Origin of the sequence: Mycolicibacter senuensis (assembly GCF_002101885.1) — a bacterium.
GTDB classification, from domain to species: domain Bacteria; phylum Actinomycetota; class Actinomycetes; order Mycobacteriales; family Mycobacteriaceae; genus Mycobacterium; species Mycobacterium senuense.
Genome location: NZ_LQPS01000038.1, coordinates 1 through 26303 on the forward strand (window position 1 = coordinate 1; position 26303 = coordinate 26303).

The following is a 26303-nucleotide window of genomic DNA, read 5'->3' on the forward strand; positions in this document are numbered from 1 at the left end:
GGGGTGCCGGGGCCGCCGGCGGTGACGGCGGGGCCGGCGGCTGGCTGTGGGGCAACGGCGGTGACGGCGGCGATGCCGGCGAGGGCCCCACCGCGGCCGGACTGCCCGCTCTCGGCGGCGTCGGCGGCACCGCCGGACTGTGGGCCGGCGACCACGGCGCGGTCGGCCGGTTCGGCGCCGTGCCGGGCGGCATCACCGACACCGTCCCGCCTCCGGTGGAGGTATCAAACGGTTGGCTGGTCAATGAAGACGGCCAGGTCGTCATCTGGCACGGACTGAACCAGGTCTACAAGGTCGCACCCTATACGCCATCGGGCGACGGGTTCGACGACGACGACGCCGCGTTCCTGGCCGCCAACGGCTTCAATTCGGTGCGCCTGGGCGTCATCTGGGCCGGGGTGGAACCGGAGCCGGGCGTCATCGACTACGACTACCTGGCCTCGATCGAGGACACCGTGGCGATCCTGGCCCGCCACAACATCGTCGCGATTCTCGACATGCACCAGGACCTCTACAACGAGGAGTTCGGCGGCGAGGGCGCACCGGACTGGGCCACCTTCAACGGCGGTCTACCCCACATCGGTGCGGGCTTCCCCGCCACCTACCCCCTGAGCCCGGCGCAGAACCACGCCTGGGATGCCTTCTGGGCCAACACCAAGGCATCCGATGGGATCGGGTTGCAGAACCACTACGCGCTGATGTGGCAGGCCGTCGCCGACTACTTCAAGGGCAACGAGAACGTCGCCGGCTACGACATCATGAACGAGCCGTGGGCCGGCTCGCACTGGCTGGGCAGCATTTTGGGCAACCCGTACTTCGAGGCCCAGCAGCTGACCCCGTTCTACAACCAGATCGACGCGGCCATCCGATCCGTCGACCCCCACAAGACGGTGTTCTTCGAACCGAACACCCTCTTCGGCAGCACGCCGGTGCCGACGCACCTGGGCACGGTGGACGACCCCAACTCGGCCTTCTCGTTCCACCACTACTGCCTCACCACCGCCTTGTTCCCGGGCACCAGCTTCGGCTGCGACTGGAACGCCGACATCGTGTTCGGCTACGCGCAGGACTACATGCAGGAGCACAACATTCCGGGGTGGCTCAGCGAGTTCGGCGCCACCAACAACCTCGGCGCCATCCAGGCGAGCCTGGACGGCGCCAACCGGTATCTGTTCGGCTGGTCCGAATGGGCCTACAGCGGCAAGGACATCACCAGCATCTCGCCGGAGGATCAGGCGCTGGTGTACGACCCGAGCCAGCCACCGGTCGGCGACAACGTCAACTGGGACAAACTCGACGTGCTGGCCCAGCCCTACCCGCAACTGATCTCGGGCACCCCGATCTCCTGGTCGTTCGAGAACGGCGTCTTCACGTTCAGCTACTCCACCGACCAGGCCGACGGCGCCGGCAGCTTCGACGCCGGCTCGCAGACCACCATCTCCGTGCCACCCAGCCAGTACCCGAACGGCTACACCGTTGACGTGACCGGCGGAACCGTCACCTCGGTCGCCAACGCCCCGGTGCTGACCATCGACTCGGCCTCCGGCGCTACCACCGTCACCGTGACCGTCACCGCCAAGCCGTAGCCGTCTAGGGGCGCGGGCGCTCCGCCAGCGGCAGCGGCGGAGCGCTGGCGCGCACGGTCTGGCGTACTTCGCCGAGACCCTGTACCTGCAGGGTCACCACGTCACCGTCGCGCAACCAGCCCGGAAATGATTGTGGTGCATCGGGATTCAGATGCTCAAGGAGAGTGCAAGTGGGCACGGTGCCGGAACCGAAGACGTCACCGGGCACCAACGGCACGCCGCGCGAGGCGTAGCTGATGATCTCGGCGAAGCTCCAGTCCATACTTCCGGTGGAGCCCATTCCGACGATCACGTCGTTGACGATCGCGGTGGCGTGCAAGCTGAGCCGGCCGTCGCGGCGGTACGGTTCCAGTTCGTCAGGAGTCACCAGGTACGGCCCCAGGGTTACGCCACTGTCCTTGCCCTTGGCCTGCCCGATCGCCAGCCGGCCCTCCTGGGCCTGCAGGTCGCGCGCCGACCAGTCGTTGAAGATGGTGTAGCCGATAATGGCCCGTTCGGCTTGCGCCACCGACAGGTTCGCCCCGGTGATCCCGATGACCGCGGCGACCTCCAGTTCGAAGTCCTGACAGGCGCTGCCGGGAGCCGTAGGCGCATCGTCGTAGGGCCCCAGCACCGTTGCCGGGCAGGCGAAGTAGAAGGCCGGAATCTGATACCAGGTGTCGTCGAGCACCGGGCTGCGGCCGGTCGCCACCCGGCAGTTGCGCATGTGCTCCAAAAAGCCCAGGCCGTCGCGGATCGACGGCGGGCGCGGGATCGGTGCCATCAGCCGCACCTGATCGACCCTTACCGTCGCTGACGGTGTGTCGAGCGCCCGCTCACCGGCTTCGCGCAGCCCGTCCGGGCCACGCCCGATCAGGTCCAGCAGCGTCACCCCCGGCTCCGCCGCGTGGATCACCTCACCGCGCAGCACCCCGGCACGTTCGCCGTCCTCGCTTCGATAGGTCACCCACCGCACCGGTCAATCCTCACTCACCACGGCGATGTCGGGTAGCGGCCGTCGGCAGACTTCGCGGGCTTCTTCGGCGGTCATCCCGAACATCCGCAACAGGTCTTCGGTGACCTTGTCGGCAGCCTGCGCGTCGTCACGTTCCGGCTCGTCTTGCAAGAGCTTTCCGAGACCGAATAGCGCACCGGCAGCGACGGCCAACGCGAGTTGGGGGTCGTCGATGCCGAAGCGTCCCGCCGCTGCCGCCGCCTTGATGTCACGTCGTGCGCGTGGAGCGAGGCCGCGATCCGCGGACAGCAGGTCGAGTCCCCCGCTGAGAATGATCTGGCTCTCCTGCGGTCGGCGGCGGAATAAGCGTCCGGTCAGCCGGAAGCTGCACGCGAACGTTTCCGCGGGATCTTCGATCGAAGCGGTGAGCCCGTCCAGGAATGCGCCGTGACTGTCCAGGATGTCGGCGACCGCTGCCTCGAACAGCTCCTCCTTGCTGGTGAAGTGGTTATAGAACGAGCCCATCCCGACGTCGGCGGTCTGGGTGATCTCCAACACCGGCACGTTGAGTTTTCCTGCCGCAATCAAGGCCTGAGCAGCCTCAATCAGCGCTGCACGCGTCCGCCGCTTCCGGCGCTCCAGCCGGTTGACCGGCTCGCCCTGCCGTTGGCCCACGACCAAAACAATAGCGGAGGACGTCATTGCTGATGATTTCGTCAACTTTTCTTGACTGAGTAAACGCTCGTATGTGACGATTTCGTCACTCAATCGAGGAGGCAGCGTGAGCGAGCTGCTCGGCACCCACCGTGACCTGCACAGCGAGCAGGGCGCCCGCAAAGGCGAGCACGCCGGGCGGTCCCGCAATCCGGTCATCAAAGTGCGTGACATCGCCTGGGTGGAGTTCGAGAAGCCCGATCTGGCGCGCGCAGAGGCGTTCGCCCAGGCGTTCGGCTTCGCCACCGTTCTGCGAACCGCGAACGAACTACACCTGCGCGGCACGGACACCGGCTCGCCGTGTGTGCTCATCCGCCGCGATTCGGGCACCCGGTTTTGCGGCGTCGCCTTCTCAGCAGCTGATGAGGCCGATCTGCTGCACCTTGCGGATGCGACGGGCTCCCACGCCAGGCCGCTGCCCGAGTCGATCGGCGGCACCTCGGTCGACCTGGTCGACCCGAGCGGTATTCCGGTGCGTGTCGTGGCCGGAACTCACCAGCTGGCCGCGCTTGAAGCCCAGGTTCCGCACACCTTCAATTTCGGACACGAGCTGCGTCGCATCAATGCCACCCAACGCCCACCGCGCGAGCCCACGAAGGTACAGCGGCTCGGGCATGTCGTGCTGCAGACCACCAAGTACCTGAAGGCGCTGAACTGGTATCTCGACACCCTGGGGATGATTGTCAGTGATTTCCTGTTCTTCCCCGGTCAGCGTGACCGCGGGCCGACGATGAGCTTCATCCGCTGCGACCGCGGCGCCACCCCCGCCGATCACCACACCCTGGCCCTCGCACTCGGCCCGGCGAACCGGTACGTGCACTCGGCTTACCAGGTCTGTGACCTCGATGCGCTGGCCGCCGGCGGCGAATACCTCAGGGAGCAAGGGTATTTCCGCTCCTGGGGCATCGGCCGCCACATCCAGGGCAGCCAGCTCTTCGACTACTGGCGCGACCCCGATGGATTCCTCGTCGAGCACTTCGCTGACGGCGACATGTTCGACAACACTCTGCAACCCGGCTGGGCGCCGTTCACAGCGTCCGGTCTAGCCCAATGGGGTCCACCCGCGACCAAGGATTTTCTGGGAACCAGCCCCAGATCCCTGCGCCACGACGCGCTCTCGCTGGTCTCCGCGCTGCGCGACGACAACGAATTCGATGTCAAACGACTGATCGGCCTGATGAAAGTAGCGAACTCATGAGCATTGCCATTCGCCGCACCACCACCGGGCAACGGCTGGGGCGCACAGGTCTGAGGCGTATCGGTGCGGCGAGCACCTCCATCGCATTCGGGATGGCGCTACTGATGTCAGCTCCGGTGGCGCAGGCCGATCTCGATGCCGCGGTCGCGGAGGCGTTTGCGCCTTTCTTCGATACCGCGACCGATGGGTTGGATTGGGCGGCCGCGTCAAGTCCCTCCGCCTGGGATAGCTTTTTGGCCCCCGCTCACTGGGATGCCGTGTTTGCCGAGTTGGGCCGCAGCGCTGACAGCGCGGCGGCTGCTGCACCAGCGGCCAACGACTGGAATTCGCTGGTGGGCCAGGTTCTCTACATGCCGCTGCACGACGCGATGCAGAACTGGATTGCCAGTGACGACCCGCTCCTGGATCTGTTGAACAAGCTCAGCTCCGGCCTGGGCCTGGGTCCGATGATCGCCAACGGCGCCGATGGCACGCTCATTCACGCGCAGGGCTTCAACGGCGGTTGGTTGTTCGGCGACGGCGGCGACGGTTACGGCAGCCCGGACGAAGGTGTCGCTGCCGGCGTGGCCGGCGCCGGGGGCGGAGCAGCCGGGCTGTTCGGCAACGGCGGAGCCGGCGGAGTAGGCGGGAACGGTGCCCCCGGCGGGGCAGGCGGTGCCGGCGGCATGTTGATGGGCATCGGGGGGACCGGCGGCGCAGGCGGGTCCGGCGCCGCCGATGTGCTGACCGGGGCGGGTGGCTCCGGCGGAGCCGGGGGCGCGGCTCCGGGCTGGCTGTTCGGTGTCGGCGGTCACGGCGGGGCCGGCGGTGACGGGCCCGACGGCGGCTATGGCGGCACCGGCGGCAGCGCCACCGGCCTGTTCGGCGGAGGCGGGGACGGCGGTGCAGGGGGTGACAGTGCGGTGGGCGGCACCCCACAGGGTCTGCCGGCGCTCGGCGGGGCGGGTGGTAACGGCGGCCCGCTCGGCACCCACGGCGATGTCGGCGCCCATGGGAACGGGATCGCACCGGGCGGGGTCAGCAACCTAGGGCACGAGGGAACCTGGATCACCGACACCGACGGCCGAGCGGTCGTTCTGCACGGCTTCAATCAGGTCTACAAGGTTCCGCCGTTCACGGCGCAGGGCGTCGGGTTCGGCGAGAAAGATGCGCAGTTCCTCGCTGACAACGGCTTCAACTCGATCCGGCTGGGGTTGATATGGGAGGCCGTGGAACCCGCACCCGGTGTCTACAACGATGCCTATCTCGCCCAGATCAAAGAAACCGCCGATATCTTGCAGGCGCACGGCATCCACGTCTTCCTGGACATGCATCAAGACATGTACAGCAGTGTCTTCACCGCAGAGGGCGCACCCCCATGGGCGGTGGAGACCGGCGACGCGTTCAACAACCAGATTCCCTTTCCCTACGGCAACTTTTTGAATCCGGCGATGAACAACGCCTGGGACGCGTTCTGGAGCAACACCAAGATTTCGGGCGGGATGGGATTGCAGGATCACTACGCCCAGATGTGGCAACACGTCGCCAATTACTTCAAAGACGACGCCAACATCAGCGGCTACGACGTCATGAACGAGCCGTGGCCCGGTTCGGGCTGGATGGCAACTGTGTTCGGCAGTTCGCACTTCGAAGCCGAGAAGCTGACTCCCTTCTACAACCAAGTCATCTCGGCGATCCGCTCGGTCGACGACGCCACGCCGGTGTATGTCGAGCCGCAATTTATGTTCGGTATGGGCCTGCCGACCCACCTCGGCGCCATGGACGACGACAACACGCTTTTCTCGTTTCACGACTACTGCGTTCAGACGGTCATCCTGGGCACCGATTTCCTCTGCGGCCTGGTGATCACCAACACCCTCAATAACGCCGAGTCGTACATGGCTGCCCACAACATCCCAGGTCTGGTGACCGAATTCGGCAACAACCCGATCGGACTGCAGCAGGCCGTCGACATCATCAACCAGCACGGCCTGGGTTGGCAGAAGTGGGAGTACACCGCCTTGAACGATCCGGCCACCAGCGGGCCCGGCTCCCTGGTCAACAACCCCCATGAGCCACTGGACGCCCCGGGCAACGTCAACCACGACGTGCTCAAAGCGACCGCGGAGCCCTACCCGCAGGCGGTTGCGGGGACACCCGGAGCGTGGTCGTTCGACGACGGCGTATTCACCTTCACCTACTCCACCGACATGGTCAGCGGCGAAGGAAGCTTCCCGGCCGGATCCCTGACCCAGATCGCGGTCCCGCCCATCCAGTACCCAGCTGGATACCACGTGGAAGTCACTGGTGGGCATGTCATCTCGCCTGCGGGTACGACGACACTGGTCATCGCGTCCGACACCGGTTCCGGCGATATCACCGTCACCATCACCCGGGCCTGATGAAAGTAGCGAACTCATGACCATTGCCATTCTCCGCACCGCCGACGCATGGTGGGTCCACACCACCACGGGCGCCGCGCGGATCGCCACTACGGCAACCACCACCGGACAGGTGCTGGCTGATCGCGCGGCCATCGACGCCGCCGCGCACAGCCGCGGCACGGCGCCGGTCGACAACCTCGAGCTGCTCTCCCCCGTGACCGCACCGTGTCGCGTCGTGGCGCAGATGACCAACTACGCCTCACACGTCAAAGACGCCGGGATGAACCCGAAGGCCATTCCGCTGACCTTCTTTCGCAAGACGTCCGGGTCGATCAGCGGACCGTTCGACGACATCATCAAGCCTGCGCACGTACGGTTCCTGGACTACGAAGTGGAGATCGGCCTGGTCATCGCGCGCGAGGTCCCGGTGGGCACCGAGATCACCGAGACCAACCTGGCCGACTTCATCGCCGGTCTGGTTGTCACCAACGACGTTTCGGCCCGCGACATCCAGCTCCCGCAGACCCAGTTCTACGAAGCCAAGTCGTACCCGACCTTCACCCCGGTCGGCCCGGCCCTGGTCCTGCTCGACGCCGACGAGCTCAAGCGGTTCGGCGATCTGCGCCTTCAACTGCGCGTCAACGGCGACATGCGCCAAGACGCCCTCGTCGGCGGTGACATGATCTACCAGCCCCTACAGGCACTGCAGGCGTTGACGCGGTTCCAACGGCTGGACGCGGGCGACCTGGTGATGACCGGCACTCCGGTCGGGACCGCACTGAGCGCCCCACCCAAGCCGATAGAGATCATCGGCTCGCTGCTGCCGCCGGCGATCAAATGGAAGGCCTTCTTCAAACGCCAAACGGACAATCCGAAGTACCTGAAGCACGGCGATGTCGTAGAGCTGTCGGCTGCCACCGACGACGGCGCCATCGCTCTCGGCGCCCAGCGCACTGAGGTGAGCTTCGCGTGACCGATCTGGTCATTGTCGGCGGCGGCCCGACCGGCGTAACCGCGGCCACTTTGCTTGCAGACTATGGCATCTCGTGTCTGATCCTGGACCGCTGGGAGGGCGTGTATCCACAACCGCGAGCGGTCCACCTCGACGACGAGAGCAACCGGATCGTCGCCCGACTCGGGATTGCCGAACAATTCGCCGCGATCTCACGGCCCGCGCTGGGCCTACGGCTACTCGATCAGCACCTGCGTGTGCTCGCGGAGTTTCATCGCGACACCGCCGAGAGCATTCACGGGTTCCCGCAAGCCAACATGTTCGACCAACCCGAGTTCGAAGCCCTACTGCGCGACAACGCCAAAAAGCGCGCCGGGATTCAGCTTCGGGGTAACTCCGAAGTCACCGACGTCACCCAGCACGCCCCGGGCCGTGTCCGAGTGACCTTCACCGACCGCCCCAGCGGGAACCAGCACATCGTCGAGACCAACTACGTCCTCGGCTGCGACGGCGCTAACAGCGTGGTGCGCACCTCGATCGGCGCCGCGATGGAGGACCTGAGATTCGAGCAACGCTGGCTGGTTGCCGACGTGGCCACCGACGCTGAACTGAACCAATGGGACGGTGTGCATCAGGTGTGCAACCCGGTACGCGCCGCTACCTTCATGCGCATCGGCCCGGCCCGCTACCGCTGGGAATTTCGCTTGTTGCCCGGCGAGACCGCCGACGACTACAGCACCATGGAGACGCTTCGCGCCCTGATTGCGCCCTGGATAAGCGACACCTCCGATGACGACCTCGAGGTGGTGCGGGTTACCGAGTACACCTTCCGTGCGCAGATTGCGAATCGATGGCGAGACCGCAACGTATTCCTGCTCGGCGATGCCGCCCATCTCACGCCCCCATTTATCGGCCAGGGCATGGGCGCCGGGCTACGTGACGCCATGAACCTGTCGTGGAAGTTGGCCGGCGTGATCACGGGCGACCTATCGGCGAATCTATTGGACACTTATGAGCAGGAACGCAAGCCGCACGCCCGCATGATGATCGCATTGGCCTTGGGCATGGGCCGGGCGATGACCGCGGGCGGGCACATCGGAAACGTTCTGCGGCGGACGATCGCCCCTCGGCTGCATCTGATTCCCGGCATCCGCGAGCGGGTGGTCAACAGCAAGACCCCGGCGCTGCGCCGATCCGCACTGGTCATCCGGGATCGCCACCCGCGCAATCTGGCCGGAACATTGTGCCCCAATCCCCTGCTGGCCGACGGCCGTCGTCTCGACACGGTCCTCGGGGACGGATTCGCCCTCGTCGCCACGACGCGGCCCCTCCCCTTCCACCAGGACCTGCTCGCGGAACACGGCGCCGTCATGCACATCGCCCAACCCGGAAGCGAGCTGGCGCGTTGGCTGCACCGCGGGCATGCGACCGCCGCGATCATCAGACCCGACCGTACCGTCATGCGTGCCAGCCGGAGCCTGAGCGCCCTGGTCACCGCCACGCCCCGGTTCGCTTCGGCCGTGCGGACCGATGTGTCAGAGCACTAGTGATTTCGCCGTATTCCCTGAGGCATGAAAGGCAATTCGAGCATCGCCAACGGCTGTTATCCCGGTTTACGAGCCCGGCATCGCTATTCCCAGGTCACCTCGTCGGGCGTCTTGTCGGCCCGCAGTCCCCGCCAGCTCGGCTGGCGCAGCCGGCCGTCGGCCGTCCGCTCGCTGTAGCGCACCTCCCCCACGATGGTCGGTTCCACAAACGTGACGCCCTCGGAATCGAGCCGGGAAAGCGGTGCCCTAAAAGGTGATTCGTCGGCGCGCAGCGGCATCAGCATCTTCTTCAGGTCGGCCAGCTGGCGATCGGTGAAACCGGTACCGACCCGGCCAACGAATCGCAGGCCGTCAGCATCGGGAACTCCCATCAGCAGCGAGCCGATCCCCCCACTCATTCCATTTCGGCCACTCCCTCTTCTGGCCCGCCAACCGCCGATCACGACCTCCTGGGTCCGCCAGCGCTTTTCCTTGACCCATGCCGTCGACCGGCGCCCCGGCTGATACGGCGAACCCCACTTCTTGGCAACGACTCCCTCCCAGCCGAGGCTGCGAGACTGTTCGAGCGCCTGTTTTCCGTCGGGGTACAGCAGGTCTTTGACCACCAGATCGGTTCCCCGCGCCAAGGTTTCCAAGAGGCGCCGGCGATCCCGGTAGGACGCACGCAACAACGGGCGACCGTCGAGATAGAGCAGGTCGAAGGCCCAGAACTGCAGGCGAGGAGAGCGTGGGTTGTTCTGCATCTCGGCGAAGCTGGGCACACCGGCGTCGTCAAGTGCCACAAGCTCACCGTCGAGCACCACGTGGTGCTCGGTGAGGTCGTCACCCAGCGCCTGCATTCGCGGGTATTCCCCGGTAACGTCGCGCCCGCTGCGCGACCGCAGTCGCACCCTCCCGTGGTCGGCCTCGACCAGGAGTCGGTAGCCGTCCCACTTCCCCTCGAAGGCCCACTCGCTCGGGGACAGTCTGCTCACGGAACCATGGGTGGCCAGCATCGGGTCCAGGTCGGCGAACGCGAACGCCCGCTGGTCTTTCATACGGTGCGCCAGCCACTGGTCGCCGCTGGTCCGGATCAGCGCGTACCGCCCGGAGATCCGACTGCCGGACAGCACGACGATCACCTCCCCTTTCTCCACGGTGTCCTCGAACTTTTCGGTCACATAACTGCCCGAATCCCAGATGCGCACCGTGCCGGCACCATACTCGCCCTTGGGGATGGTGCCTTCGAAGCCGCCGTACTCCAGCGGATGATCCTCGGTGCGCACCGCGAGGTGGTTGACCGACGGCGTGTCGGGCAGGTTCTTGGGCACCGCCCAGCTGACCAGTACGCCGTCGCGCTCCAGCCTGAAGTCGTAGTGCAGTCGCCGTGCGTGGTGCTCCTGGATGACGAAACTGTTGCCCTCGCCCGGGACGGGGGCGGTGGCCGGCACCGGTTCGGGGGTCTTGCCCGCGTCGCGTTTGGCCCGGTATGCGGCGAGCCGATCCCTCTTGCGTACCGGCGGGTCCAGTGCCGCCAGCAGGTCGCCGTCGCGCTCGACGCGGGCCAGCACCTCGTCGTAGCGCAACTGCCGCAGGTCCGGGTCGTCCAACTCCTCCCAGGTGCGCGGGGCGGCCACCGTCGGGTGCTCACGACCCCGCAGCGAGTACGGCCCGATGGTGGTCTTCGACGCGTTGTTCTGGCTCCAGTCGACGAAGACCTTCCCGGCCCGCAGTTTCTTGGCCATGGTCGCGGTCACCAGCTTCGGCATAGCGCTTTCGAGTTGCTGCGCAACGCGTTTGGCCACCGTGACGGCGCCGGTACTGGCTACCGGGCGGTCGAGGGCGGCGTAGACGTGCACTCCCTTGCTGCCGCTGGTGAGCGGGAACGCTTCCAGGTCCAGCTCCGACATCAGCTCTCGGATAGCGCGCGCCACCTCGGCGAGTTGAGACATCGCCACGCCCTCGCCGGGGTCCAGGTCGAACACCAGGCGCGTCGCCGGGCCGGGCCTGAGTATTTCGCCGCCACGCGTCCACTCAGCCTCGAATCTCCACTGCGGCACGTGGACCTCCAGCGCGGCCTGCTGGGCAATCCAGGCCAGACCATCGGCGTCGTCGATGATCGGATAGGTGGTGGTGCCGGAACGGTGCTGTATGTCGGCGCGGTGCAGCCATTCCGGTGCCGAGGAGGCAAGTTGCTTTTCGAAGAAGGAGTCCTGTTCGACCCCGTTGGGCCAGCGTTTGCGGGTCGCCGCGCGTCCGGCGATGTGCGGCAGCATCACCTCGGCGATACGCGTGTAGTAGTCGAAGACGTCGGCCTTGGTGGTGCCCGTCGCGGGGTAGAGCACCTTGTCGGCGTTGGTCAGCTTCGCCCTCGTCTGGAACGGCTCAGCGCCCATGCTGTCAACTTACGTCGCGGCCACGTCGTCTCAATACCGGTTACTCGCATGTTGGGGTGGGCATACTGGCCTCATGCGTTCCATCTGGAAGGGTTCGATCGCATTCGGTCTGGTCAACGTCCCGGTGAAGGTCTACACCGCCACCGAGGACCACGACATCAAGTTCCGGCAGGTGCACGCCAAGGACAACGGGCGGATCCGCTACCGGCGGGTGTGCGAGGAGTGCGGTGAAGTCGTCGAATACGGCGACATCGCCCGGGCGTATGAGTCCGACGACGGCCGGATGGTGGTGATCACCGACGACGACCTCGCGAATCTCCCCGAAGAGCGCGACCACGAGATCGCGGTGCTCGAGTTCGTCCCGGCCGCCGACCTGGACCCGATGCTCTTCGACCGCTCCTACTTTCTGGAGCCGGCGACGAAATCGATAAAATCCTATGTGCTACTGGCGAAGACGTTGGCCGAGACCGACCGGGTGGCGATCGTCCATTTCACCCTCCGCAACAAGACCCGGCTGGCGGCCCTGCGGGTCAAGGACTTCTCCAAGCGCGACGTGATGATGGTGCACACGCTGTTGTGGCCGGACGAGATTCGCGACCCCGACTTCCCCGCGCTCGACGTCAAGGTCGATATCAAGCCGGCCGAGCTGAAGATGGCCGGGCAGGTGGTCGAGTCGATGGCCGACGATTTCGACCCCGACCGCTACCACGACACCTACCAGGAACAGCTGCACGAGTTGATCGCGGCGAAGCTCGAGGGCGACGAGGCGTTCACCCCCGAGGAGCGGCCCGCCGAACTGGACGCCACCGAAGACGTCTCCGACCTGCTGGCCAAGCTGGAGGCCAGCGTGAAGAAGCGGTCGGCCGCCGAGAAGTCCCCGGCGAAAAAGACCCCCGCCAAGAAAACCGCGGCAAAGAAGGCTCCCGCCAAGAAGTCGCGGACCTAACCACTTTCCGTCACCGCGGGCCGCTGGCGCACCCGTTGCGGCCACCAGAACCATCGCCCGAGCAACGCAGCGATGGCCGGTGTCATGAACGACCGCACGATCAACGTGTCGAACAGCAGACCGAGCGCGATGGTGGTCCCGATCTGGCCGAGAATCCGGAGGTCACTGAAGATGAACGACGCCATGGTGGCGGCGAACACCAAACCGGCGGCCGTCACCACCGACCCGGTCCCACCCATCGACCTGATGATCCCGGTGTTCAAGCCTGCATCGATCTCCTCGGAGAACCGTGAGATCAACAACAGGTTGTAGTCCGAACCCACCGCCAGCAGCAGGATGACGGCCAGGGCCAGCACGATCCAGTACAGGTGAATGCCGAAGATGTACTGCCATACCAGCACCGACAGACCGAATGAGGCGCCTAGCGAGAGCGCGACCGTGCCCACGATGACGATCGCGGCGACCAGGCTTCGGGTGAGGATCATCATGATCAGCAGGATCAGGCTCAGCGCGGCGATCCCCGCGATCAGCAGGTCGTACTTGGCGGCGTCGGCGACGTCCTTGTAGGTGGATGCGGTACCGGCAAGGTAGATGTGCGAGCCTTGCAGCGGCGTGCCCTTGACGGCTTCCTTCGCAGCGTCACGGATCCTGTCGATGTGCGCGATGCCTTCGGGGGTCGCCGGGTCGCCTTCGTGGGTGATGATCAGCTGCGCCGCTCTGCCGTCCGGCGACAGGAACAGCTTCATCCCGCGTTTGAATTCGGGATTGTCGAACGCCTCGGGCGGCAGGTAGAAGGAGTCGTCGTTCTTGGCTTCGTCGAAGGCCTGGCCCATGGCGGCCGGGTTGTCGTTCGCGGCCGCGGACTGGTCGCTGATCCCGGAATTGGTGGCGTAATTGTTCAACGCCAGATCGCGGTTGACCTGCTGGCTTTCGATCTGAGACGGGATCAACTCCACCAGCTGCGGTTGCAAGGCGTCCAGTTGGTCGAAGGCCGTAGTGAGCTGTTCGAGCTTTTCGGTGAGCTTGTCGATGCCGTCCTGCAGGTCGAACACGTTGCGCAGCGCCGCGCACACGGGGATGTCGAAGCAGTGCGGTTCCCAGTAGAAGTAGCTGCGAATCGGCCGGAAGAAGTCGTCGAAGTTCGCGATCTGATCACGCAGGTCGTTGGTGAGGGCGACGGTGTCGTGAAAGCTCTGGGTTTGAGTGTGGGTGGCATCGGCGAGCTGCTGCTGTAGCGCGTACTGCTGCTCCAGCGTGTGAATCGACTTCTCGGCTTCGGCGGCCTGCTTGAGCAGGTCGGCCGCCCGGTCCATCTGGTACTTCAGGTTCTGGGTCTGAGCGACGTTGCCCTGGCCGACCGCGAACGGTATCGAAGTGTGCTTGAGCGGAGTGCCCAACGGCCTCGTTATCGATTGCACCTTGGCGATGCCCGGGGTGTGGAACACGGCTTTGGCGACCCGCTCCAACACCAGGAAGGACGCCGGGTTGCGCAGATCGTGGTCCGATTCGATCATCAGTAGTTCCGGGTTCAGCCGGGCTTGGGAGAAGTGCCGTTCGGCGGCGGCATAGCCGATGTTGGCCGGAGCGCGGTCGGGCATGTATTCGCGGGCGTCGTAGCTGGTCTTGTAGCCCGGCAGGGCGAGCAGACCGATCAGGGCGACCGCGCAGGCGACCACCAGGATGGGCCCGGGCCAGCGGACGATGGCGGCGCCGATTCGGCGCCAGCCGCGGGTACGCATCGCCCGGGTGGGTTCGAACCGGCCGAATCGACTGCCCACGGTGAGCACGGCCGATGTCAGGGTCAGCGCGGCCATCAGCGCCACGAAGATGCCGATGGCTGCGGGCAGCCCCAGGGTGTGGAAGTAGGGCAGCCGGGTGAAGCTCAGGCAGTACACGGCGCCGGAGATGGTCAGCCCCGAGCCGATCACGACGTGCGCGGTACCGCGGTACATGGTGTAGAACGCGGTTTCTGGATCTTCGCCGGCCGCGCACGCCTCCTGGTAGCGGCTGATGATGAAGATCGCGTAGTCGGTTCCCGCGGCGATCGCCAGCAGGGTCAGCAGATTCGTTGAGTACGTTGATAATCCGATGACCTCGTGATACCCGAGGAACGCGACGAATCCGCGTGCCGCGGCCATTTCGATGGCTACGGTGAGCAGCGCCAGCACGGTGGTGGCGACCGAGCGGTAGACGGCGAACAGCATAATCGCGATCACCAGAAAGGTGATCGCGGTGACCTTGTTGGTGCCCTCGCTGCCGACCGAGAACTGGTCCGCGACCAGCGGCGCCGCACCCGTCACATAGGCGCGGACCCCGGGCGGCGCTGGGGTGCCCTCGACGATGTCGCGGACGGCTGCGACGGACTGGTTGGCCAGCGTCTCGCCTTGGCTGCCGGCCAGAAAGACTTGTGTCAGTGCTGCTTTGCCGTCGTTGCTCTGAGAGCCGGCAGCCGTCAGGGGATCGCCCCAGAAGTTCTGGACGTGCTGGACGTGTTCGGTGTCGCGCTCCAGCTCGGAGACCAGGGTGTCGTAGAACCGGTGCGCTTCCGAGCCCAGCGGCTCCTCGCCTTCGATGACGATCATCGCGGCACTGTCGGTGTCGTACTGCTGGAACACTTTTCCGATACGTTTGGCTGCCTGATACGACGGCGCATCCGGGGAGCTCATCCCCACGTTGTGGGCTTCGGCGACCACCTCCAGCTGTGGAACCAGACTGTTCGTCACCGCGGCCAGCGCCACCCAGAACAGCACGATCGGTAATGCCAGACGGCGAATAGTGCGCGGCCAGAACGGCTGCCGGCCCTCCTCGCTCATCCGGATTTGTCCAAGCAGAAGGTGTAGGCGCTCACGGTGTTGACGATCCTTTCGTCTTTGAGTTCACCGTCGATGACGATGCGGCAGCCCAGCACGTGGCCGTTCCCCTGTGCCCGCAGGTCTCCGATGATCGCCGGCTCAGTCGTCGTCGCCTGGTAACGCCAGGGCAGCGGAGCGTCGATGACTTGCTGCGGTGCGGCGTTGACATCGAGGTAGTTGATGGTGGCTGTGGCATCCGGGGCGCCGAAGACCTCGTAGACGACGTTTTTGGGGTTGAACGGGACGATCTCGTCGCCCGCGTCGCTCTGGGTCGACGTGGTATCGCCCGCGCCGAAGATGCCGTGCAGCCGGTAGACACAAAACGCCGCGACGGCGACCACCACCACGGCGACGATGACCATCCACCCACGCCGGACCAGCGGAAATAGCGACGGTCTGCGCACCGACCAAGCGGACGGTACGGAACCGTACGGCTCAATAGTGCGGCGGCGGTGATTTCGTGACGGCGGGCCTCAGCGAGTGCCGCGAGTCAGGCTCGGGATGACCACCTCGTCGACAAGATTCGCCACCGTGCGCGGCGTCGTCGCCCGGCCCGACACCAGAGACCGGAAGATCAGGTATCCGGGCAGCACGTCCCACAGGTCATCGTTGACGGCGGCGGCATCGATCTCGCCGCGATCGACGGCCTGCCGCAGGATGTGGAGCATCAGCGCCTTGCGCTTGTCGACGAACTGGTGCTGCATCACCTCGTTCAGCGCCGGATTTCGCGACACCTCGACCAGCACTGCGCGGATGGTGCCCGCATGCTGCGTGGTCTGCTCGCAGACCAGCTCACCCAGTCGCAGCAGATCGCCGCGCAGGCTGCCGGTGTCGGGCGGGACGGCGACCTGGCGGATGCCCTCGGTGAACGCGGCCAACACCAGTTCGGCCTTCGACGGCCAGCGCCGGTACGCCGTGGCCTTACTCGCCCGCGCCTTCGCCGCGACGGCGTCCACCGTCAACCGGTCGTAGCCGTTCTCCTGCAGCAACTGCAGCGTGACTTCCAACAGCTCGACTTCGCGCGGCGACCAGGTTGGGGCGCCGGCAACGTCGACGTTCTGGCTCACGGCATCAACCATAGAGCGCCGCCGATTCGAAAGAGGGTTTCAGCTCGCAGTCGCGACGTCAGGGCGGCGCTTTGTTGAGAGCGCGTTCGGAGTTGATGCGGTGGACGCGGTCTTGGATTCGGGTGCGCTTGCGGGTGGGCATCATCAGGCCGCGGGCCGCGGTTGGTAATGCTGGTGAAGTTGTTGCCGGTGGCGCCCCGATAGGCATGCACAGGCCGGGGAAGAGGAGTGCACTGCCCGGGCGGGTGGTGTAAGTGTGGCCGGTGGGGCTGGTCCACTCCACGGTGCCGTCGGGGTGCTGGATATCGTGCCAGCCACCAGGGCCGGTCCAAAACGTCTTGAGCAGGTGGTGTTTTCGGCATAGGCAGCGCAGGCCGGCCGGGTGGGTCGGCCCGAACGGATAAGCGATGGCATGGTCGACGTCGCAGTAGCTGGCGGGCTGATCGCACCCGGGGAACCGGCAGCTGAGATCGCGGGCCCGGACAAATGCGGCCAGGGCCGTTGAGGGCCGATAGTGCGGTTCGGCCGGCAGATCGGTCGGGTCGCGCAGCGGTTTGACGGTGGCGCCGTTGTTGACGAGCTGGGCCAGTAGCGGTGCGGGTACCGTGCCGCCGCCGATGATGTACCCGGAGCGTGCTGGACGTGCCTGGGGCTCGGGCGACGGGTTGGTCGGCGGCTGCTCGGCGACCAGGTCGGGATCTTGCTGCGGCTCGCCGTTACCGAACCGGGGATCGGGCGGAGTGCGCAGGGCGGCTTCTTCGGCGAGGACGTAGACGGTGACGTTGCCGGCGCGCGCGTCGGTGTTTCCGGCCGGGCAGTCGGTGTTGCCACAGGCGCAGGCGAGGCTGTCAGCTCCGGCAGCCAAGGCGCCGAGGGCATCGGCGCGGCGCTGGGCCAAGGTGCGGGGATCGTCGTCGCAGACGGTCTGGGCCAACTGGGTCAGGCGCCGGTCGAGGGCGGTGGCGTCGGTGGCGAACAGCCGGCCCCACAGCGCGGTGGTGCCGTTTTCGCTGTTGCGGGTGTCGACGACGATGTCGCGGCCCCGGGCATCCCGCTCCTGGCGCCGGATGGCGTCGGGGTCGTACCGGTCGATCAGGGCGTCGATGGCCGCAGCGGTCTTGGCCGCCGAGAGCGGCCCGAGGCCGGTGGCGATCGCGGCAAGCTCGGTGTCGACGGCGTCCAGCAGGTAGGGGTTGGTGATCAAGGTGGTGCGCCAGACGATCGTGGCGACCAGCCGGGAGTTGATCGCCCCGTCAAGAAACAGCGCGGCGACCCTCGGCAGCCGCTCCCGCAAGGCAGTGGCCAAATACATCTGCGAGGACGCCATGCCGTGGCTGATCTGCTCGGCAGCGGCAACCTCGGAAGCTGCGGCATCCCAATAGTCGCAGGACCAGCGCGACCGGTTCACCGCGTCCGTCCCCCGGGTGCGCCGCGCCACCAACTCACCGACCGCGGCCAGCCGACGCGCCGCCGCAGCCGACTCGGCCCGGGCCCACCCCGAGATGGCAGCCACCAACGCGGCGTCGTCAGCCTCGGCTAACGACGCCGGCTCCGGCAAAATGTTCTCGAACATGTGTTCGACTGTACCCGAATCGGCCGACATGTGCATGCAGCGCCCGGGTAGCCCGGGCCTGAATTAGAACGTGTTTCAGAAAAGGGGTTCAGCTCCCGGCCGATCCTTGTTAGCGTGCCTACGTGATCCTCGATAGATTCCGACTCGATAACTCGGTCGCCGTCGTCACCGGCGCCGGCCGTGGCCTAGGCGCGGCGATCGCCGTAGCGTTCGCCGAAGCCGGCGCTGACGTCGTCATCGCCGCGCGTACCCGATCCCAACTAGAGGCCGTCGCCGAACAGGTCGAAAGCACCGGGCGTCGCGCCCACATCGTCGCCGCCGACCTGGCCCACCCCGAAGAGACCGCCAAGCTGGCAGCTGAGGCCGTCGACGCCTTCGGCAGGCTCGACATCGTCGTCAATAATGTCGGCGGCACCATGCCCAACATGTTGCTGGCCACCTCGGCCAAAGACCTCAAGGACGCGCTGACCTTCAACGTCGTCACCGCGCACGCGCTGACCACCGCCGCCGCGCCGCTGATGCTGGAACACGCCGGCGGCGGCTCGGTCATCAATATCACCTCGACGATGGGGCGGCTGGCCGGGCGTGGATTCGCCGCCTACGGAACCGCCAAGGCCGCGCTGGCCCACTACACCCGGCTGGCCGCCATGGACCTGTGCCCGAAGATCCGCGTCAACGGCATCGCACCGGGATCGATCTTGACCTCCGCGCTGGATGTGGTGGCGTCCAACGACGAACTCCGCGAACCGATGGAGAAGGTGACCCCGATGCGACGACTCGGCGATCCGACCGATATCGCCGCTGCCGCAGTCTATTTGGCCTCGCCGGCGGGAAGTTATCTCACCGGCAAGATCCTCGAGGTCGATGGGGGCATCACGTTCCCGAACCTCGATCTGCCCATCCCCGACCTGTAGAGGACACCGCTATGCCCATTCGCGTCGCCCAGATCGGCACCGGCAATGTCGGTGTCCACGCCCTGAAAGCACTGATCACCAACCCGGAATTCGAGCTGACCGGGGTGTGGGTGTCCTCGGACGCCAAGGCCGGCAAAGACGCCGCCGAGCTGGCCGGCCTGGACACTCCGACCGGGGTGTCCGCGACCACCGACCTGCAGCAGATACTCGACGCCAAACCCGACTGCGTGGTCTACACCGCGCTGGCCGACAACCGGCTCGTCGAGGCGCTGGACGACTTCCGGCGCATCCTGGCGGCCGGGATCAACGTGGCCGGCAGCAGCGCGGTGTTCCTGCAGTACCCGTGGCAGGTGCTGCCCGCCGAGATGCTCTCCCCGCTCGAAGACGCCGCCAAGGCCGGCAACGCGAGCCTGTTCGTCAACGGCATCGACCCGGGCTTCGCCAACGACCTGCTGCCGCTGGCGCTGGCGGGCACATGTCAGAGCATCCAGCAGATCCGCTGCATGGAGATCGTCGACTACGCCACCTATGACAGCCCCGCCGTCATGTTCGACGTCATGGGGTTCGGCCAGCCGATCGACGAGGTGCCGATGCTGCTGCAGCCGGGCGTGCTCAGTCTGGCGTGGGGTTCGGTGGTGCGCCAGCTGGCAGCCGGTCTGGGCCTCGAACTCGACTCCGTCGAGCAGTCCCACGTGCGGGTGCCCGCACCGGAGGACTTCACCATCTCCGCCGGCGATATCACAAAAGGCACTGCGGCTGCGCTGCGATTCGAGGTGCGCGGCATGGTCGACGGTCATCCGGCGGTCGTCCTCGAGCACGTCACCCGGCTGCGCGACGACCTGTGCCCGGAGTGGCCGCAACCGGCCCAGCCCGGCGGGTCCTACCGCGTCGAGGTGACCGGGGAGCCGTCCTATGCGCTGGACCTGTGCCTGTCCAGCCCCAACGGCGACCACAACCACGCCGGGCTGGTGGCCACCGCCATGCGCGTCGTCAACGCCGTTCCGGCGGTGGTGGCCGCTGAGCCGGGTATCCGGACCACCCTGGAACTGCCACTGGTCACCGGACGGGGGCTTTACGCTCGTCCTTGATGACGCGCGTGGGCAAGCCGGTACGGCGACAGCCGGGCTGGTATCTGCTCGGGCCGGCGTTCGTCGCCGCCATCGCCTATGTCGACCCGGGCAATGTCGCAGCCAACGTCAGCGCCGGTGCGACCTTCGGGTACCTGCTGGTCTGGGTGATCGTCACGGCGAACGTGATGGCCGGTCTGGTGCAGTACCTCTCGGCCAAGCTGGGATTGGTGACCGGGCTCTCGCTGCCTGAGGCGGTCGGAAGTGTTGCCCGTCGCCCGACGCGGATCGCGTATTGGCTGCAGGCCGAGTTGGTCGCCATGGCAACCGATCTCGCCGAGGTGGTGGGCGGCGCCATCGCCCTGCACCTCATCTTCGGCCTGCCGTTGATGTTGGGCGGGATCATCACCGGCGCGGTGTCGATGGCCTTGCTGGTCGTCGGCGACCGGCGTGGGCCGCGGGCCTTCGAGCAGGTCTTCAGCGGGCTGTTGGCCGTCATCGCGATCGGGTTCCTGGCCAGCCTGGTGGTCGGTCCGCCGCCGGTGACCGACGTCGCCGGCGGCCTGGTGCCCCGCTTCGACGGAACCGAGAGCGTGCTGTTGGCGACCGCGATCCTGGGGGCCACGGTCATGCCGCATGCGGTGTATCTGCACTCCGGCCTGGCCCGTGACCGGCACGGGCGCCCGGAAGCCGGGCGAGCGCGGCAGCGCATGCTCCGGGTGACCCGCTGGGATGTCGGCCTGGCAATGCTGCTTGCCGGCGCGGTGAACCTGGCCATGCTGTTGGTGGCCGCCGCGAACCTGGCCGGGCGCGAGGGTACCGACTCGATCGAGGGTGCGCACGCCGCGGTACGCGATGCGCTCGGCCCGACGGTCGCGCTGTTCTTCGCGGTCGGGCTGTTGGCCTCCGGCCTGGCCTCGACGTCGGTGGGCGCCTACGCCGGCGCGATGATCATGCAGGGCCTGTTGCGGGTGTCGGTGCCGCTGCTGCTGCGCCGCCTGGTCACGTTGATCCCGGCGCTGGTGATCCTGGCGGCGGGCATCGATCCCACTCGGGCACTGGTGATCTCCCAGGTGGTGCTCTCGTTCGGCATCCCGTTCGCCCTGGTCCCGCTGATCCGGCTCACCAGCGACCGCGCACTGATGGGCGCGGACGCGAACCGGCGGCTGACGTCGGCGCTCGGGTGGGCCGTCACGGTCGTGATCGGCGTGCTCAACATGGCGCTGATCTACCTGACCGTCACCGGGACGGGCTGAGCGTCAGGCGGAGACGCTCTCGCGCGCCTTGGCCTTCTCCTCGTAGTGCGTGGCCCGCTCGTCGACCATCTTGAGGAACCCGTCGATCTGTTCGCGGGCCTGCTCACCGTCGGGGCCGAAGCCGTCGCGCTCGAAGACCTTCCAGAACCGCAGCACCGGCTGCACCACGTCGTCGTGGTGGATGCGCAGGTCGTAGATGCCGGCCTTGGCGATAAGCAGGGCGTTCTCCTGGAAGCCGGGCATGTTCATGCCGGGCATCGAGAAGCCGAGCACCTCGTCGCGGATGGCGCACATGGCCTCATCCGGCGCGATGTCCAGGGCCGCGTCCATCAGGTTGCGATAGAACACCATGTGCAGGTTCTCGTCCAGAGCGACGCGGGCCAGCAACTGGTCGGCGATCGGGCAGCCCGAGGCCTTGCCGGTGTTGCGGTGCGACACCCGGGTGGCGAGTTCCTGGAACGACACGTACGCCAACGCCTGCAGCGGGGTCTTGTCGCCGGAGTCGTACCCGGCGATGGTGTGCTGCATCCGCATGTTCTCGAGATTCACCGGGTCGATGCCCCGGGTGACGACGAGGTAGTCGCGCAGCGCGATGCTGTGGCGGCCCTCCTCGGCGGTCCACTGCCCGACCCAGGAACCCCAGGCGCCGTCCCGGCCGAAGCGGGTGGCGATCTCCCGGTGATAGGACGGCAGGTTGTCCTCGGTCAGCAGGTTGACCAGCAGCGCGGCCTTGGCGACCGGGTCCAGCGGCGAGTCTTCGGGAACCCAGTCCTCGCCCCCGAGGAAGGCGAAGTCGCGCCCCTTGCTCCACGGCACGTAGTCGTGGGGCAGCCACGGCTTGGCGGCCTTGAGGTGGCGGTTGAGATTCTGCTCGACAATCGGCTCCAGCTCGTGCAGTAGCGCCGTCTGGACGTTCGTCATGTTTGCTCCATCCCGGATCGACATGCGGGCAGTCGATTGGCCCCCCGGCCGAACCTACGGTTCCGTAGGTTCGGCATTCACGGTAAACATGGAGCTTGGCACATGTCAACCTCCGAATTTCGCGCTTTCGGCGCATTCGGCGTACCGCGGACGGCCTTCCGACCGGTCGCCGCTAGCTGTTGGCGCGATTCTCCGATTCCCGCTTGAGCCCGTCGGCCTCCATATCGACGTATCGCCTGATGCGTCCGGCCGCGGCCAACTTGCCCAGCCAGGCCATCGGACCGGTCAGCGCGAAGGTCAGGACCGCCCGAACACCGGAACCGGCCGGTGTCAGCTCGTGGTAGCCGGTGGACCGCATTCCCGCCGCCGATGCCGTCCAGGTGAAGGACCGCTCGTCTATCAGTTCGGTAATGGTGAAGACCAACGGCCGGCCGGCGGGCTGCTGGACGCGCGCTGTGCTGCCCACTCGCAGTGGACCGGAGTCGAGTCGGGTGATCTCGCGCATCGACGCCGTCCAGTCCGGCCAGCGTTCGATATCGGCCAGGACGGCCCACACGTCGGCGGGCCGGGCGGCGATATCGACGGTGCGGGCGTAGCGCAAGCCGCTGCCTCCTTCCCGAATGTTGTGGACGTTATACGGTTGCGCCGGATATCGACAGGCTGAGGCGAGGATTCTGGATGACCGATCTGTCAGGCAAAGTCGCACTGGTGACCGGCGCCTCATCGGGGCTCGGTGCGGCCGCGGCGCAGCTGTTCGCGCGGCGCGGCGCATCGGTGTTCGGGCTCGCCCGCGATGCCGAACGGCTGGCCGCGGTGTTCGCCGATGTGCCCGGTGGACGCTTCGCCAGCACCGACATCAGCACCGCGCCTGCCTGCACGGCGGCGGTAGGCCAGTGCGTCGAGCAGTTCGGCCGGCTCGACGTCTTGGTCAACGTCGCCGGAGCCCACCAGATGCGCCACACCCTCGAGGTCACCGACGGTGACTGGGCCCACGACCTGGCGGTCAACCTCAATGGGCCGTTCTTTCTGTGTCGCGCAGCGCTGCCGCACCTGCTGGAGACGGCCGGAAACATCGTCAACGTCGCCTCGATCGCCGGAGTGGAGGGCCAGGCCTACTCGGCGGGCTACTGCGCGGCCAAGCACGGACTCGTAGGCCTGACCCGGTCGCTGGCCGTGGAGTTCACCGCGGAGAAGTTGCGGGTGAACGCCGTGTGCCCGGGTGGGATGCTGACCCCGCAGGTGACGAACTTCCAACTTCCCGAGGGCGCCGACGTCAACCTGGTCATGCGGGTGGCCTCACCCCGCGGCATGAGCGCACCGGGCGACGTCGCCGAGGTGATCGCGTTTCTGGCCAGCGACGCCGCGGCCGCCGTCCACGGCGCGGTGTACCTGACCGACAACGGTAAGACGGCCGGATAGCCTTCGCGGTCAGCGCAGCGGCAGACCGGTGAGTGCCCGCGCGATCACCAGGCGCTGGATCTCACTGGTGCCTTCGAAGATGGTGAAGATCTTCGCGTCGCGGTGCATCCGCTCGACCGGGTAGTCACGGGTGTAACCGTTGCCGCCGAGGATCTGAATCGCTTCGTCGGTGACATAGACCGCGGTCTCGCTGGCGACCAGTTTGGCCATCGAGCCCTCCGCGTTGTCGAAAGATTTGTTGTTACGTGCCATCCAGCCGGCTCGCCAGACCAGCAGCCGGGCAGCATCGATACGGCTCTTCATATCGGCCAGCTTGAAGGCGACAGCCTGGAACTCGCCGATCTTGCGGCCGAACTGCTCACGCTGGCAGGCATAGTCCAGCGCGTATTCGTAGGCGGCGCGCGCCACTCCGACCGCCATCGCCCCGACCGACGGGCGGGTGCGCTCGAAGGTCTTCATCGCGGCCTGTCCCCCGGCCGATGCACCGGATTTGACGCGGGCGACCCGTTCCTCGAACTTCTCCCGGCCGCCCAGGATCATGTCCTCGGGTAGCCGGACGTTATCCAGGACGATCTCGGCGGTGTGCGACGCCCGGATGCCGTGCTTCTTGAACTTCTGTCCCTGGGCCAGTCCCGCGGTGTCGGGACCGATGACGAACGTGGCCTGTCCGCGTGAGCCGAGTTCGGGATAGACCGAGGCGACGACGATGTGCACGTTGGCGATGCCGCCGTTGGTGGCCCAGGTCTTGGTGCCGTTGAGCACCCATTCGCGGGTGGCTTGGTCGAAACGGGCACGGGTGCGAATCGCGCCCACGTCCGAACCGGCATCGGGTTCGGAAGAGCAGAAGGCCCCGAGTTTGGGCTCGTCAGCCGTCCCGAACATCTCGGGCAGCCAGCGGCCCAGCTGCTCGGGAGTTCCGTTGCCCGCCAAGGCGGCGGCCGCCAGGCCGGTCCCCAGAATCGACAGCGCGATCCCGGCGTCACCCCAGAACAGTTCCTCGAACACCGTCAGCATTCCGATCCCGCTCGGTTCGGCGGCTTGCGTGGCGAACAGCTCGGGTGAGTACAGGCCGATCTTGGCCGCCTCCTGAATGACGGGCCACGGCGTCTCCTCACGCTCGTCCCATTCGGCGGCGGCCGGACGGACGACATCGGCGGCGAATTGATGCACCCAGTCCCGGACCTCGATCACGTCGTCACTGAGCTCTACCGAGAACGACATTGTTTCTCCTGGGAATCCGTGGGCGGCCCTTGCACGCGGCCGACTTGATTGTGGCACCCGGTCCTGTTGTCCACCACGGCCGGCATCGATGACGACCCAGAAGCGACGCCGGCCTGGCCGGAATGCTGTCGGTGCCGCAGCGCTGAGCGGCCGTCGAAGCCCTCGTGACTGCCCCGCGTGACACCCCGATCACCGGCTGCCCGCCGCGACGTATCACAACCAGAGAGCTTGCGCTGCAACGTTTCCGGTGTAGTAGGCACCGAGTCCGCAGGTCAGCGTGAGCACCAGGTTGGCCACCGCATAGAGCCGTGCGCCGGCACCGGCCAGCTGGAGGGTCTCGTAGGAGAAGGTCGAGTAGGTGGTCAGTGCCCCGCACAACCCGGTGCCGATCAATAGCTGCCATCGCTGGTCACCACCGCTCACCGCGCCGGTGAGCACACCCAGGATCAGGCTGCCGAGCACGTTGGCGGTGAACGTGCCCCACGGGAAGGTGGTGTCGTGCCGGGCTTGTACGAATCGATCGGTCAGGTATCGCAGCGGCGCCCCGACCGCCGCGCCGGCGATGACCAGCAGCCAGTTCACTGAACGTCAGCGGGCCGGCCGACGTGCCGGACGACCTCGACTTCGTCGAGCAGGATCAGGCCCTCGGTGACCAATTCGTCGAGCTGCGGCAGGAAGTCGCGGATCCGCTCGGCGGTGTCGACGATGATGACCGAGACCGGCAGATCCTCCGACAGCGACAGCAACCGGGTGGTGTGAATGGCCGAGGACGCACCGTAGCCCTCCACGCCGCGGAACACCGTCGCACCGGCAAGCCCGGCCCGGCGGGCCCGATGCACGATCTCACTGAACAGCGGCTTGCGGTGCCAGGTGTCGCTCTCCCCGACGAACACCGTCATGCGCAGGGCGGATCCGGTGAGCTGGGTCATGCTGTCCTCCTGATGATCAGACGTCGGGTGAGGGCCGCGGTGGTCCAGGTGGCGACCAGCACCAGCACCGGAGTGATGAGTAGATAGATCACCGCCCGGGCCAGCTGTCCAGCGGCCGCCAGGGTGTCGACATCGCTGGCGAACGTGGAGAACGTCGTATAACCGCCCAGCACACCGGTGCCCAACAGCGGGCGTAGCAGCCGGTGGCCCACCCACAGTTCGGTGATCGCCACCATCAACGCCCCCATCAACGCGCACCCGCTGACGTTGATAAGCAATGTGGCCCAGGGAAAGCCGCCCGAAGGGGCGGGCCACGCCAGCTCGATGCCGTAGCGGGCGCATGCCCCGACCGCGCCACCGAGAGCAACAGCCGCGACCACCGGCGCCTGCTCACGCACCGCAGAGGACCGCCGGCGCCGAACAAACAGGTCAGGGCCGACGGTCACATCGGGCTCCGGTATCGCCATCG

Annotated in this window: 22 protein-coding genes and 1 pseudogene; 10 read left to right on the forward strand and 13 right to left on the reverse strand. The window is 66.7% G+C overall.

Annotation, left to right across the window (positions count from 1 at the left end; genetic code table 11):
* The coding region (locus tag AWC24_RS11880; RefSeq protein WP_085085173.1) for a cellulase family glycosylhydrolase at positions 1 to 1586 on the forward strand (1586 nt) is incomplete at its 5' end.
* Between the two features lie 7 nt (positions 1587 to 1593).
* Here the strand turns inward: AWC24_RS11880 and AWC24_RS11885 are convergent.
* Together AWC24_RS11885 and AWC24_RS11890 are read right to left on the reverse strand one after the other, a co-directional pair.
* Positions 1594 to 2541, reverse strand: a pseudogene (locus tag AWC24_RS11885) (fumarylacetoacetate hydrolase family protein); the annotation flags it as partial.
* 3 nt (positions 2542 to 2544) lie between these two features.
* The gene (locus AWC24_RS11890; protein ID WP_083037311.1) at positions 2545 to 3222 is read right to left on the reverse strand and encodes a TetR/AcrR family transcriptional regulator; all 678 of its coding nucleotides are present in this window, start codon (positions 3220 to 3222) and stop codon (positions 2545 to 2547) included.
* Between the two features lie 79 nt (positions 3223 to 3301).
* Between AWC24_RS11890 and AWC24_RS11895 the strand changes: the two genes are divergently transcribed.
* The 4 genes from AWC24_RS11895 to AWC24_RS11910 are packed head-to-tail and all read left to right on the forward strand — an operon-like array spanning position 3302 to position 9294.
* Positions 3302 to 4432 carry a VOC family protein gene (locus AWC24_RS11895; protein ID WP_083037310.1) on the forward strand — a complete coding sequence of 377 codons (1131 nt, stop codon included), beginning with the start codon at positions 3302 to 3304 and terminating at the stop codon, positions 4430 to 4432.
* Positions 4429 to 6813, forward strand: coding sequence for a cellulase family glycosylhydrolase (locus AWC24_RS23345; protein ID WP_083037309.1), 2385 nt, complete (start codon positions 4429 to 4431; stop codon positions 6811 to 6813). The genes AWC24_RS11895 and AWC24_RS23345 overlap by 4 nt, the downstream gene beginning before the upstream one ends.
* Positions 6814 to 6829: 16 nt before the next feature.
* Positions 6830 to 7768, forward strand: coding sequence for a fumarylacetoacetate hydrolase family protein (locus tag AWC24_RS11905; protein WP_083037308.1), 939 nt, complete (start codon positions 6830 to 6832; stop codon positions 7766 to 7768).
* The gene (locus AWC24_RS11910; protein WP_085085176.1) at positions 7765 to 9294 is read left to right on the forward strand and encodes a bifunctional 3-(3-hydroxy-phenyl)propionate/3-hydroxycinnamic acid hydroxylase MhpA; all 1530 of its coding nucleotides are present in this window, start codon (positions 7765 to 7767) and stop codon (positions 9292 to 9294) included. The genes AWC24_RS11905 and AWC24_RS11910 overlap by 4 nt, the downstream gene beginning before the upstream one ends.
* A gap of 83 nt (positions 9295 to 9377) precedes the next feature.
* Here AWC24_RS11910 and AWC24_RS11915 read toward each other — a convergent pair whose 3' ends face one another.
* Positions 9378 to 11669, reverse strand: a complete 2292-nt coding sequence (locus AWC24_RS11915; protein WP_085085178.1) for an ATP-dependent DNA ligase — start codon at positions 11667 to 11669, stop codon at positions 9378 to 9380.
* Between the two features lie 73 nt (positions 11670 to 11742).
* Between AWC24_RS11915 and ku the strand changes: the two genes are divergently transcribed.
* On the forward strand, positions 11743 to 12615 hold the full coding sequence (gene ku / locus AWC24_RS11920) for a non-homologous end joining protein Ku (protein ID WP_085085180.1): 873 nt from the start codon (positions 11743 to 11745) through the stop codon (positions 12613 to 12615).
* Here ku and AWC24_RS11925 read toward each other — a convergent pair.
* The 4 genes from AWC24_RS11925 to AWC24_RS11940 all read right to left on the reverse strand — a co-directional run bounded on the left by AWC24_RS11925 (position 12612) and on the right by AWC24_RS11940 (position 18107).
* Positions 12612 to 15428 carry an MMPL/RND family transporter gene (locus AWC24_RS11925; RefSeq protein ID WP_085085182.1) on the reverse strand — a complete coding sequence of 939 codons (2817 nt, stop codon included), beginning with the start codon at positions 15426 to 15428 and terminating at the stop codon, positions 12612 to 12614. The genes ku and AWC24_RS11925 overlap by 4 nt on opposite strands.
* The gene (locus AWC24_RS11930; RefSeq protein WP_205277364.1) at positions 15425 to 15871 is read right to left on the reverse strand and encodes an MmpS family transport accessory protein; all 447 of its coding nucleotides are present in this window, start codon (positions 15869 to 15871) and stop codon (positions 15425 to 15427) included. The genes AWC24_RS11925 and AWC24_RS11930 overlap by 4 nt, the downstream gene beginning before the upstream one ends.
* A 69-nt stretch (positions 15872 to 15940) precedes the next feature.
* The gene (locus AWC24_RS11935) at positions 15941 to 16546 is read right to left on the reverse strand and encodes a TetR/AcrR family transcriptional regulator (protein ID WP_083037302.1); all 606 of its coding nucleotides are present in this window, start codon (positions 16544 to 16546) and stop codon (positions 15941 to 15943) included.
* Between the two features lie 46 nt (positions 16547 to 16592).
* Entirely contained in the window at positions 16593 to 18107 is a 1515-nt protein-coding gene (locus AWC24_RS11940) for an HNH endonuclease signature motif containing protein (protein WP_085085184.1), read from the reverse strand.
* 122 nt (positions 18108 to 18229) lie between these two features.
* Here AWC24_RS11940 and AWC24_RS11945 point away from each other — a divergent pair, with 122 nt between their 5' ends.
* Genes AWC24_RS11945 through AWC24_RS11955 form a run of 3 tightly spaced genes read left to right on the forward strand, consistent with a single transcriptional unit; the run spans position 18230 to position 21344 of the window.
* Entirely contained in the window at positions 18230 to 19021 is a 792-nt protein-coding gene (locus tag AWC24_RS11945; RefSeq protein ID WP_013827818.1) for an SDR family oxidoreductase, read from the forward strand.
* Positions 19022 to 19032: 11 nt separating this feature from the next.
* A complete protein-coding gene (locus AWC24_RS11950; protein ID WP_085085186.1) occupies positions 19033 to 20109 on the forward strand; it encodes an NAD(P)H-dependent amine dehydrogenase family protein in 1077 nt (358 codons plus the stop codon).
* Complete coding sequence (locus tag AWC24_RS11955) at positions 20109 to 21344, forward strand: Nramp family divalent metal transporter (protein ID WP_041317201.1); 1236 nt, start codon at positions 20109 to 20111, stop codon at positions 21342 to 21344. The genes AWC24_RS11950 and AWC24_RS11955 overlap by 1 nt, the downstream gene beginning before the upstream one ends.
* Before the next feature lie 3 nt (positions 21345 to 21347).
* On the opposite strand, the gene AWC24_RS11960 is transcribed toward AWC24_RS11955, so the two are convergent.
* Together AWC24_RS11960 and AWC24_RS11965 are read right to left on the reverse strand one after the other, a co-directional pair.
* Entirely contained in the window at positions 21348 to 22265 is a 918-nt protein-coding gene (locus AWC24_RS11960; RefSeq protein WP_013827815.1) for an acyl-ACP desaturase, read from the reverse strand.
* Positions 22266 to 22437: 172 nt separating this feature from the next.
* Positions 22438 to 22866, reverse strand: a complete 429-nt coding sequence (locus AWC24_RS11965; protein ID WP_013827814.1) for an SRPBCC family protein — start codon at positions 22864 to 22866, stop codon at positions 22438 to 22440.
* A gap of 77 nt (positions 22867 to 22943) precedes the next feature.
* Between AWC24_RS11965 and AWC24_RS11970 the strand changes: the two genes are divergently transcribed.
* Positions 22944 to 23684 (forward strand): SDR family NAD(P)-dependent oxidoreductase, encoded by a 741-nt coding sequence (locus AWC24_RS11970; protein ID WP_085085188.1) that lies wholly within the window; start codon positions 22944 to 22946, stop codon positions 23682 to 23684.
* 9 nt (positions 23685 to 23693) lie between these two features.
* Here the strand turns inward: AWC24_RS11970 and AWC24_RS11975 are convergent, their stop codons facing one another.
* From AWC24_RS11975 to crcB (AWC24_RS11990), 4 genes are all read right to left on the reverse strand, one after another.
* The gene (locus AWC24_RS11975; RefSeq protein WP_013827812.1) at positions 23694 to 24905 is read right to left on the reverse strand and encodes an acyl-CoA dehydrogenase family protein; all 1212 of its coding nucleotides are present in this window, start codon (positions 24903 to 24905) and stop codon (positions 23694 to 23696) included.
* 213 nt (positions 24906 to 25118) lie between these two features.
* Entirely contained in the window at positions 25119 to 25487 is a 369-nt protein-coding gene (gene crcB, locus AWC24_RS11980; RefSeq protein WP_013827811.1) for a fluoride efflux transporter CrcB, read from the reverse strand.
* Positions 25484 to 25834, reverse strand: coding sequence for a putative PII-like signaling protein (locus AWC24_RS11985; protein ID WP_013827810.1), 351 nt, complete (start codon positions 25832 to 25834; stop codon positions 25484 to 25486). The genes crcB (AWC24_RS11980) and AWC24_RS11985 overlap by 4 nt, the downstream gene beginning before the upstream one ends.
* Positions 25831 to 26301 (reverse strand): fluoride efflux transporter CrcB, encoded by a 471-nt coding sequence (gene crcB / locus AWC24_RS11990; protein WP_085085190.1) that lies wholly within the window; start codon positions 26299 to 26301, stop codon positions 25831 to 25833. The genes AWC24_RS11985 and crcB (AWC24_RS11990) overlap by 4 nt, the downstream gene beginning before the upstream one ends.
* Positions 26302 to 26303: the final 2 nt, after the last annotated feature.

Excerpts from the sequence above, each read along its gene's own strand:
- AWC24_RS11890 (WP_083037311.1), bottom strand. The coding sequence starts at position 3,222 with ATGACGTCCTCCGCTATTGTTTTGGTCGTGGGCCAACGGCAGGGCGAG.
- AWC24_RS23345 (WP_083037309.1), top strand. The coding sequence starts at position 4,429 with ATGAGCATTGCCATTCGCCGCACCACCACCGGGCAACGGCTGGGGCGC.
- AWC24_RS11905 (WP_083037308.1), top strand. The coding sequence starts at position 6,830 with ATGACCATTGCCATTCTCCGCACCGCCGACGCATGGTGGGTCCACACC.
- AWC24_RS11915 (WP_085085178.1), bottom strand. The coding sequence starts at position 11,669 with ATGGGCGCTGAGCCGTTCCAGACGAGGGCGAAGCTGACCAACGCCGAC.
- ku (WP_085085180.1), top strand. The coding sequence starts at position 11,743 with ATGCGTTCCATCTGGAAGGGTTCGATCGCATTCGGTCTGGTCAACGTC.
- AWC24_RS11925 (WP_085085182.1), bottom strand. The coding sequence starts at position 15,428 with ATGAGCGAGGAGGGCCGGCAGCCGTTCTGGCCGCGCACTATTCGCCGT.
- AWC24_RS11935 (WP_083037302.1), bottom strand. The coding sequence starts at position 16,546 with ATGGTTGATGCCGTGAGCCAGAACGTCGACGTTGCCGGCGCCCCAACC.
- AWC24_RS11940 (WP_085085184.1), bottom strand. The coding sequence starts at position 18,107 with ATGTTCGAGAACATTTTGCCGGAGCCGGCGTCGTTAGCCGAGGCTGAC.
- AWC24_RS11950 (WP_085085186.1), top strand. The coding sequence starts at position 19,033 with ATGCCCATTCGCGTCGCCCAGATCGGCACCGGCAATGTCGGTGTCCAC.
- AWC24_RS11955 (WP_041317201.1), top strand. The coding sequence starts at position 20,109 with ATGACGCGCGTGGGCAAGCCGGTACGGCGACAGCCGGGCTGGTATCTG.
- AWC24_RS11960 (WP_013827815.1), bottom strand. The coding sequence starts at position 22,265 with ATGACGAACGTCCAGACGGCGCTACTGCACGAGCTGGAGCCGATTGTC.
- AWC24_RS11970 (WP_085085188.1), top strand. The coding sequence starts at position 22,944 with ATGACCGATCTGTCAGGCAAAGTCGCACTGGTGACCGGCGCCTCATCG.
- AWC24_RS11975 (WP_013827812.1), bottom strand. The coding sequence starts at position 24,905 with ATGTCGTTCTCGGTAGAGCTCAGTGACGACGTGATCGAGGTCCGGGAC.
- AWC24_RS11985 (WP_013827810.1), bottom strand. The coding sequence starts at position 25,834 with ATGACCCAGCTCACCGGATCCGCCCTGCGCATGACGGTGTTCGTCGGG.
- crcB (WP_085085190.1), bottom strand. The coding sequence starts at position 26,301 with ATGGCGATACCGGAGCCCGATGTGACCGTCGGCCCTGACCTGTTTGTT.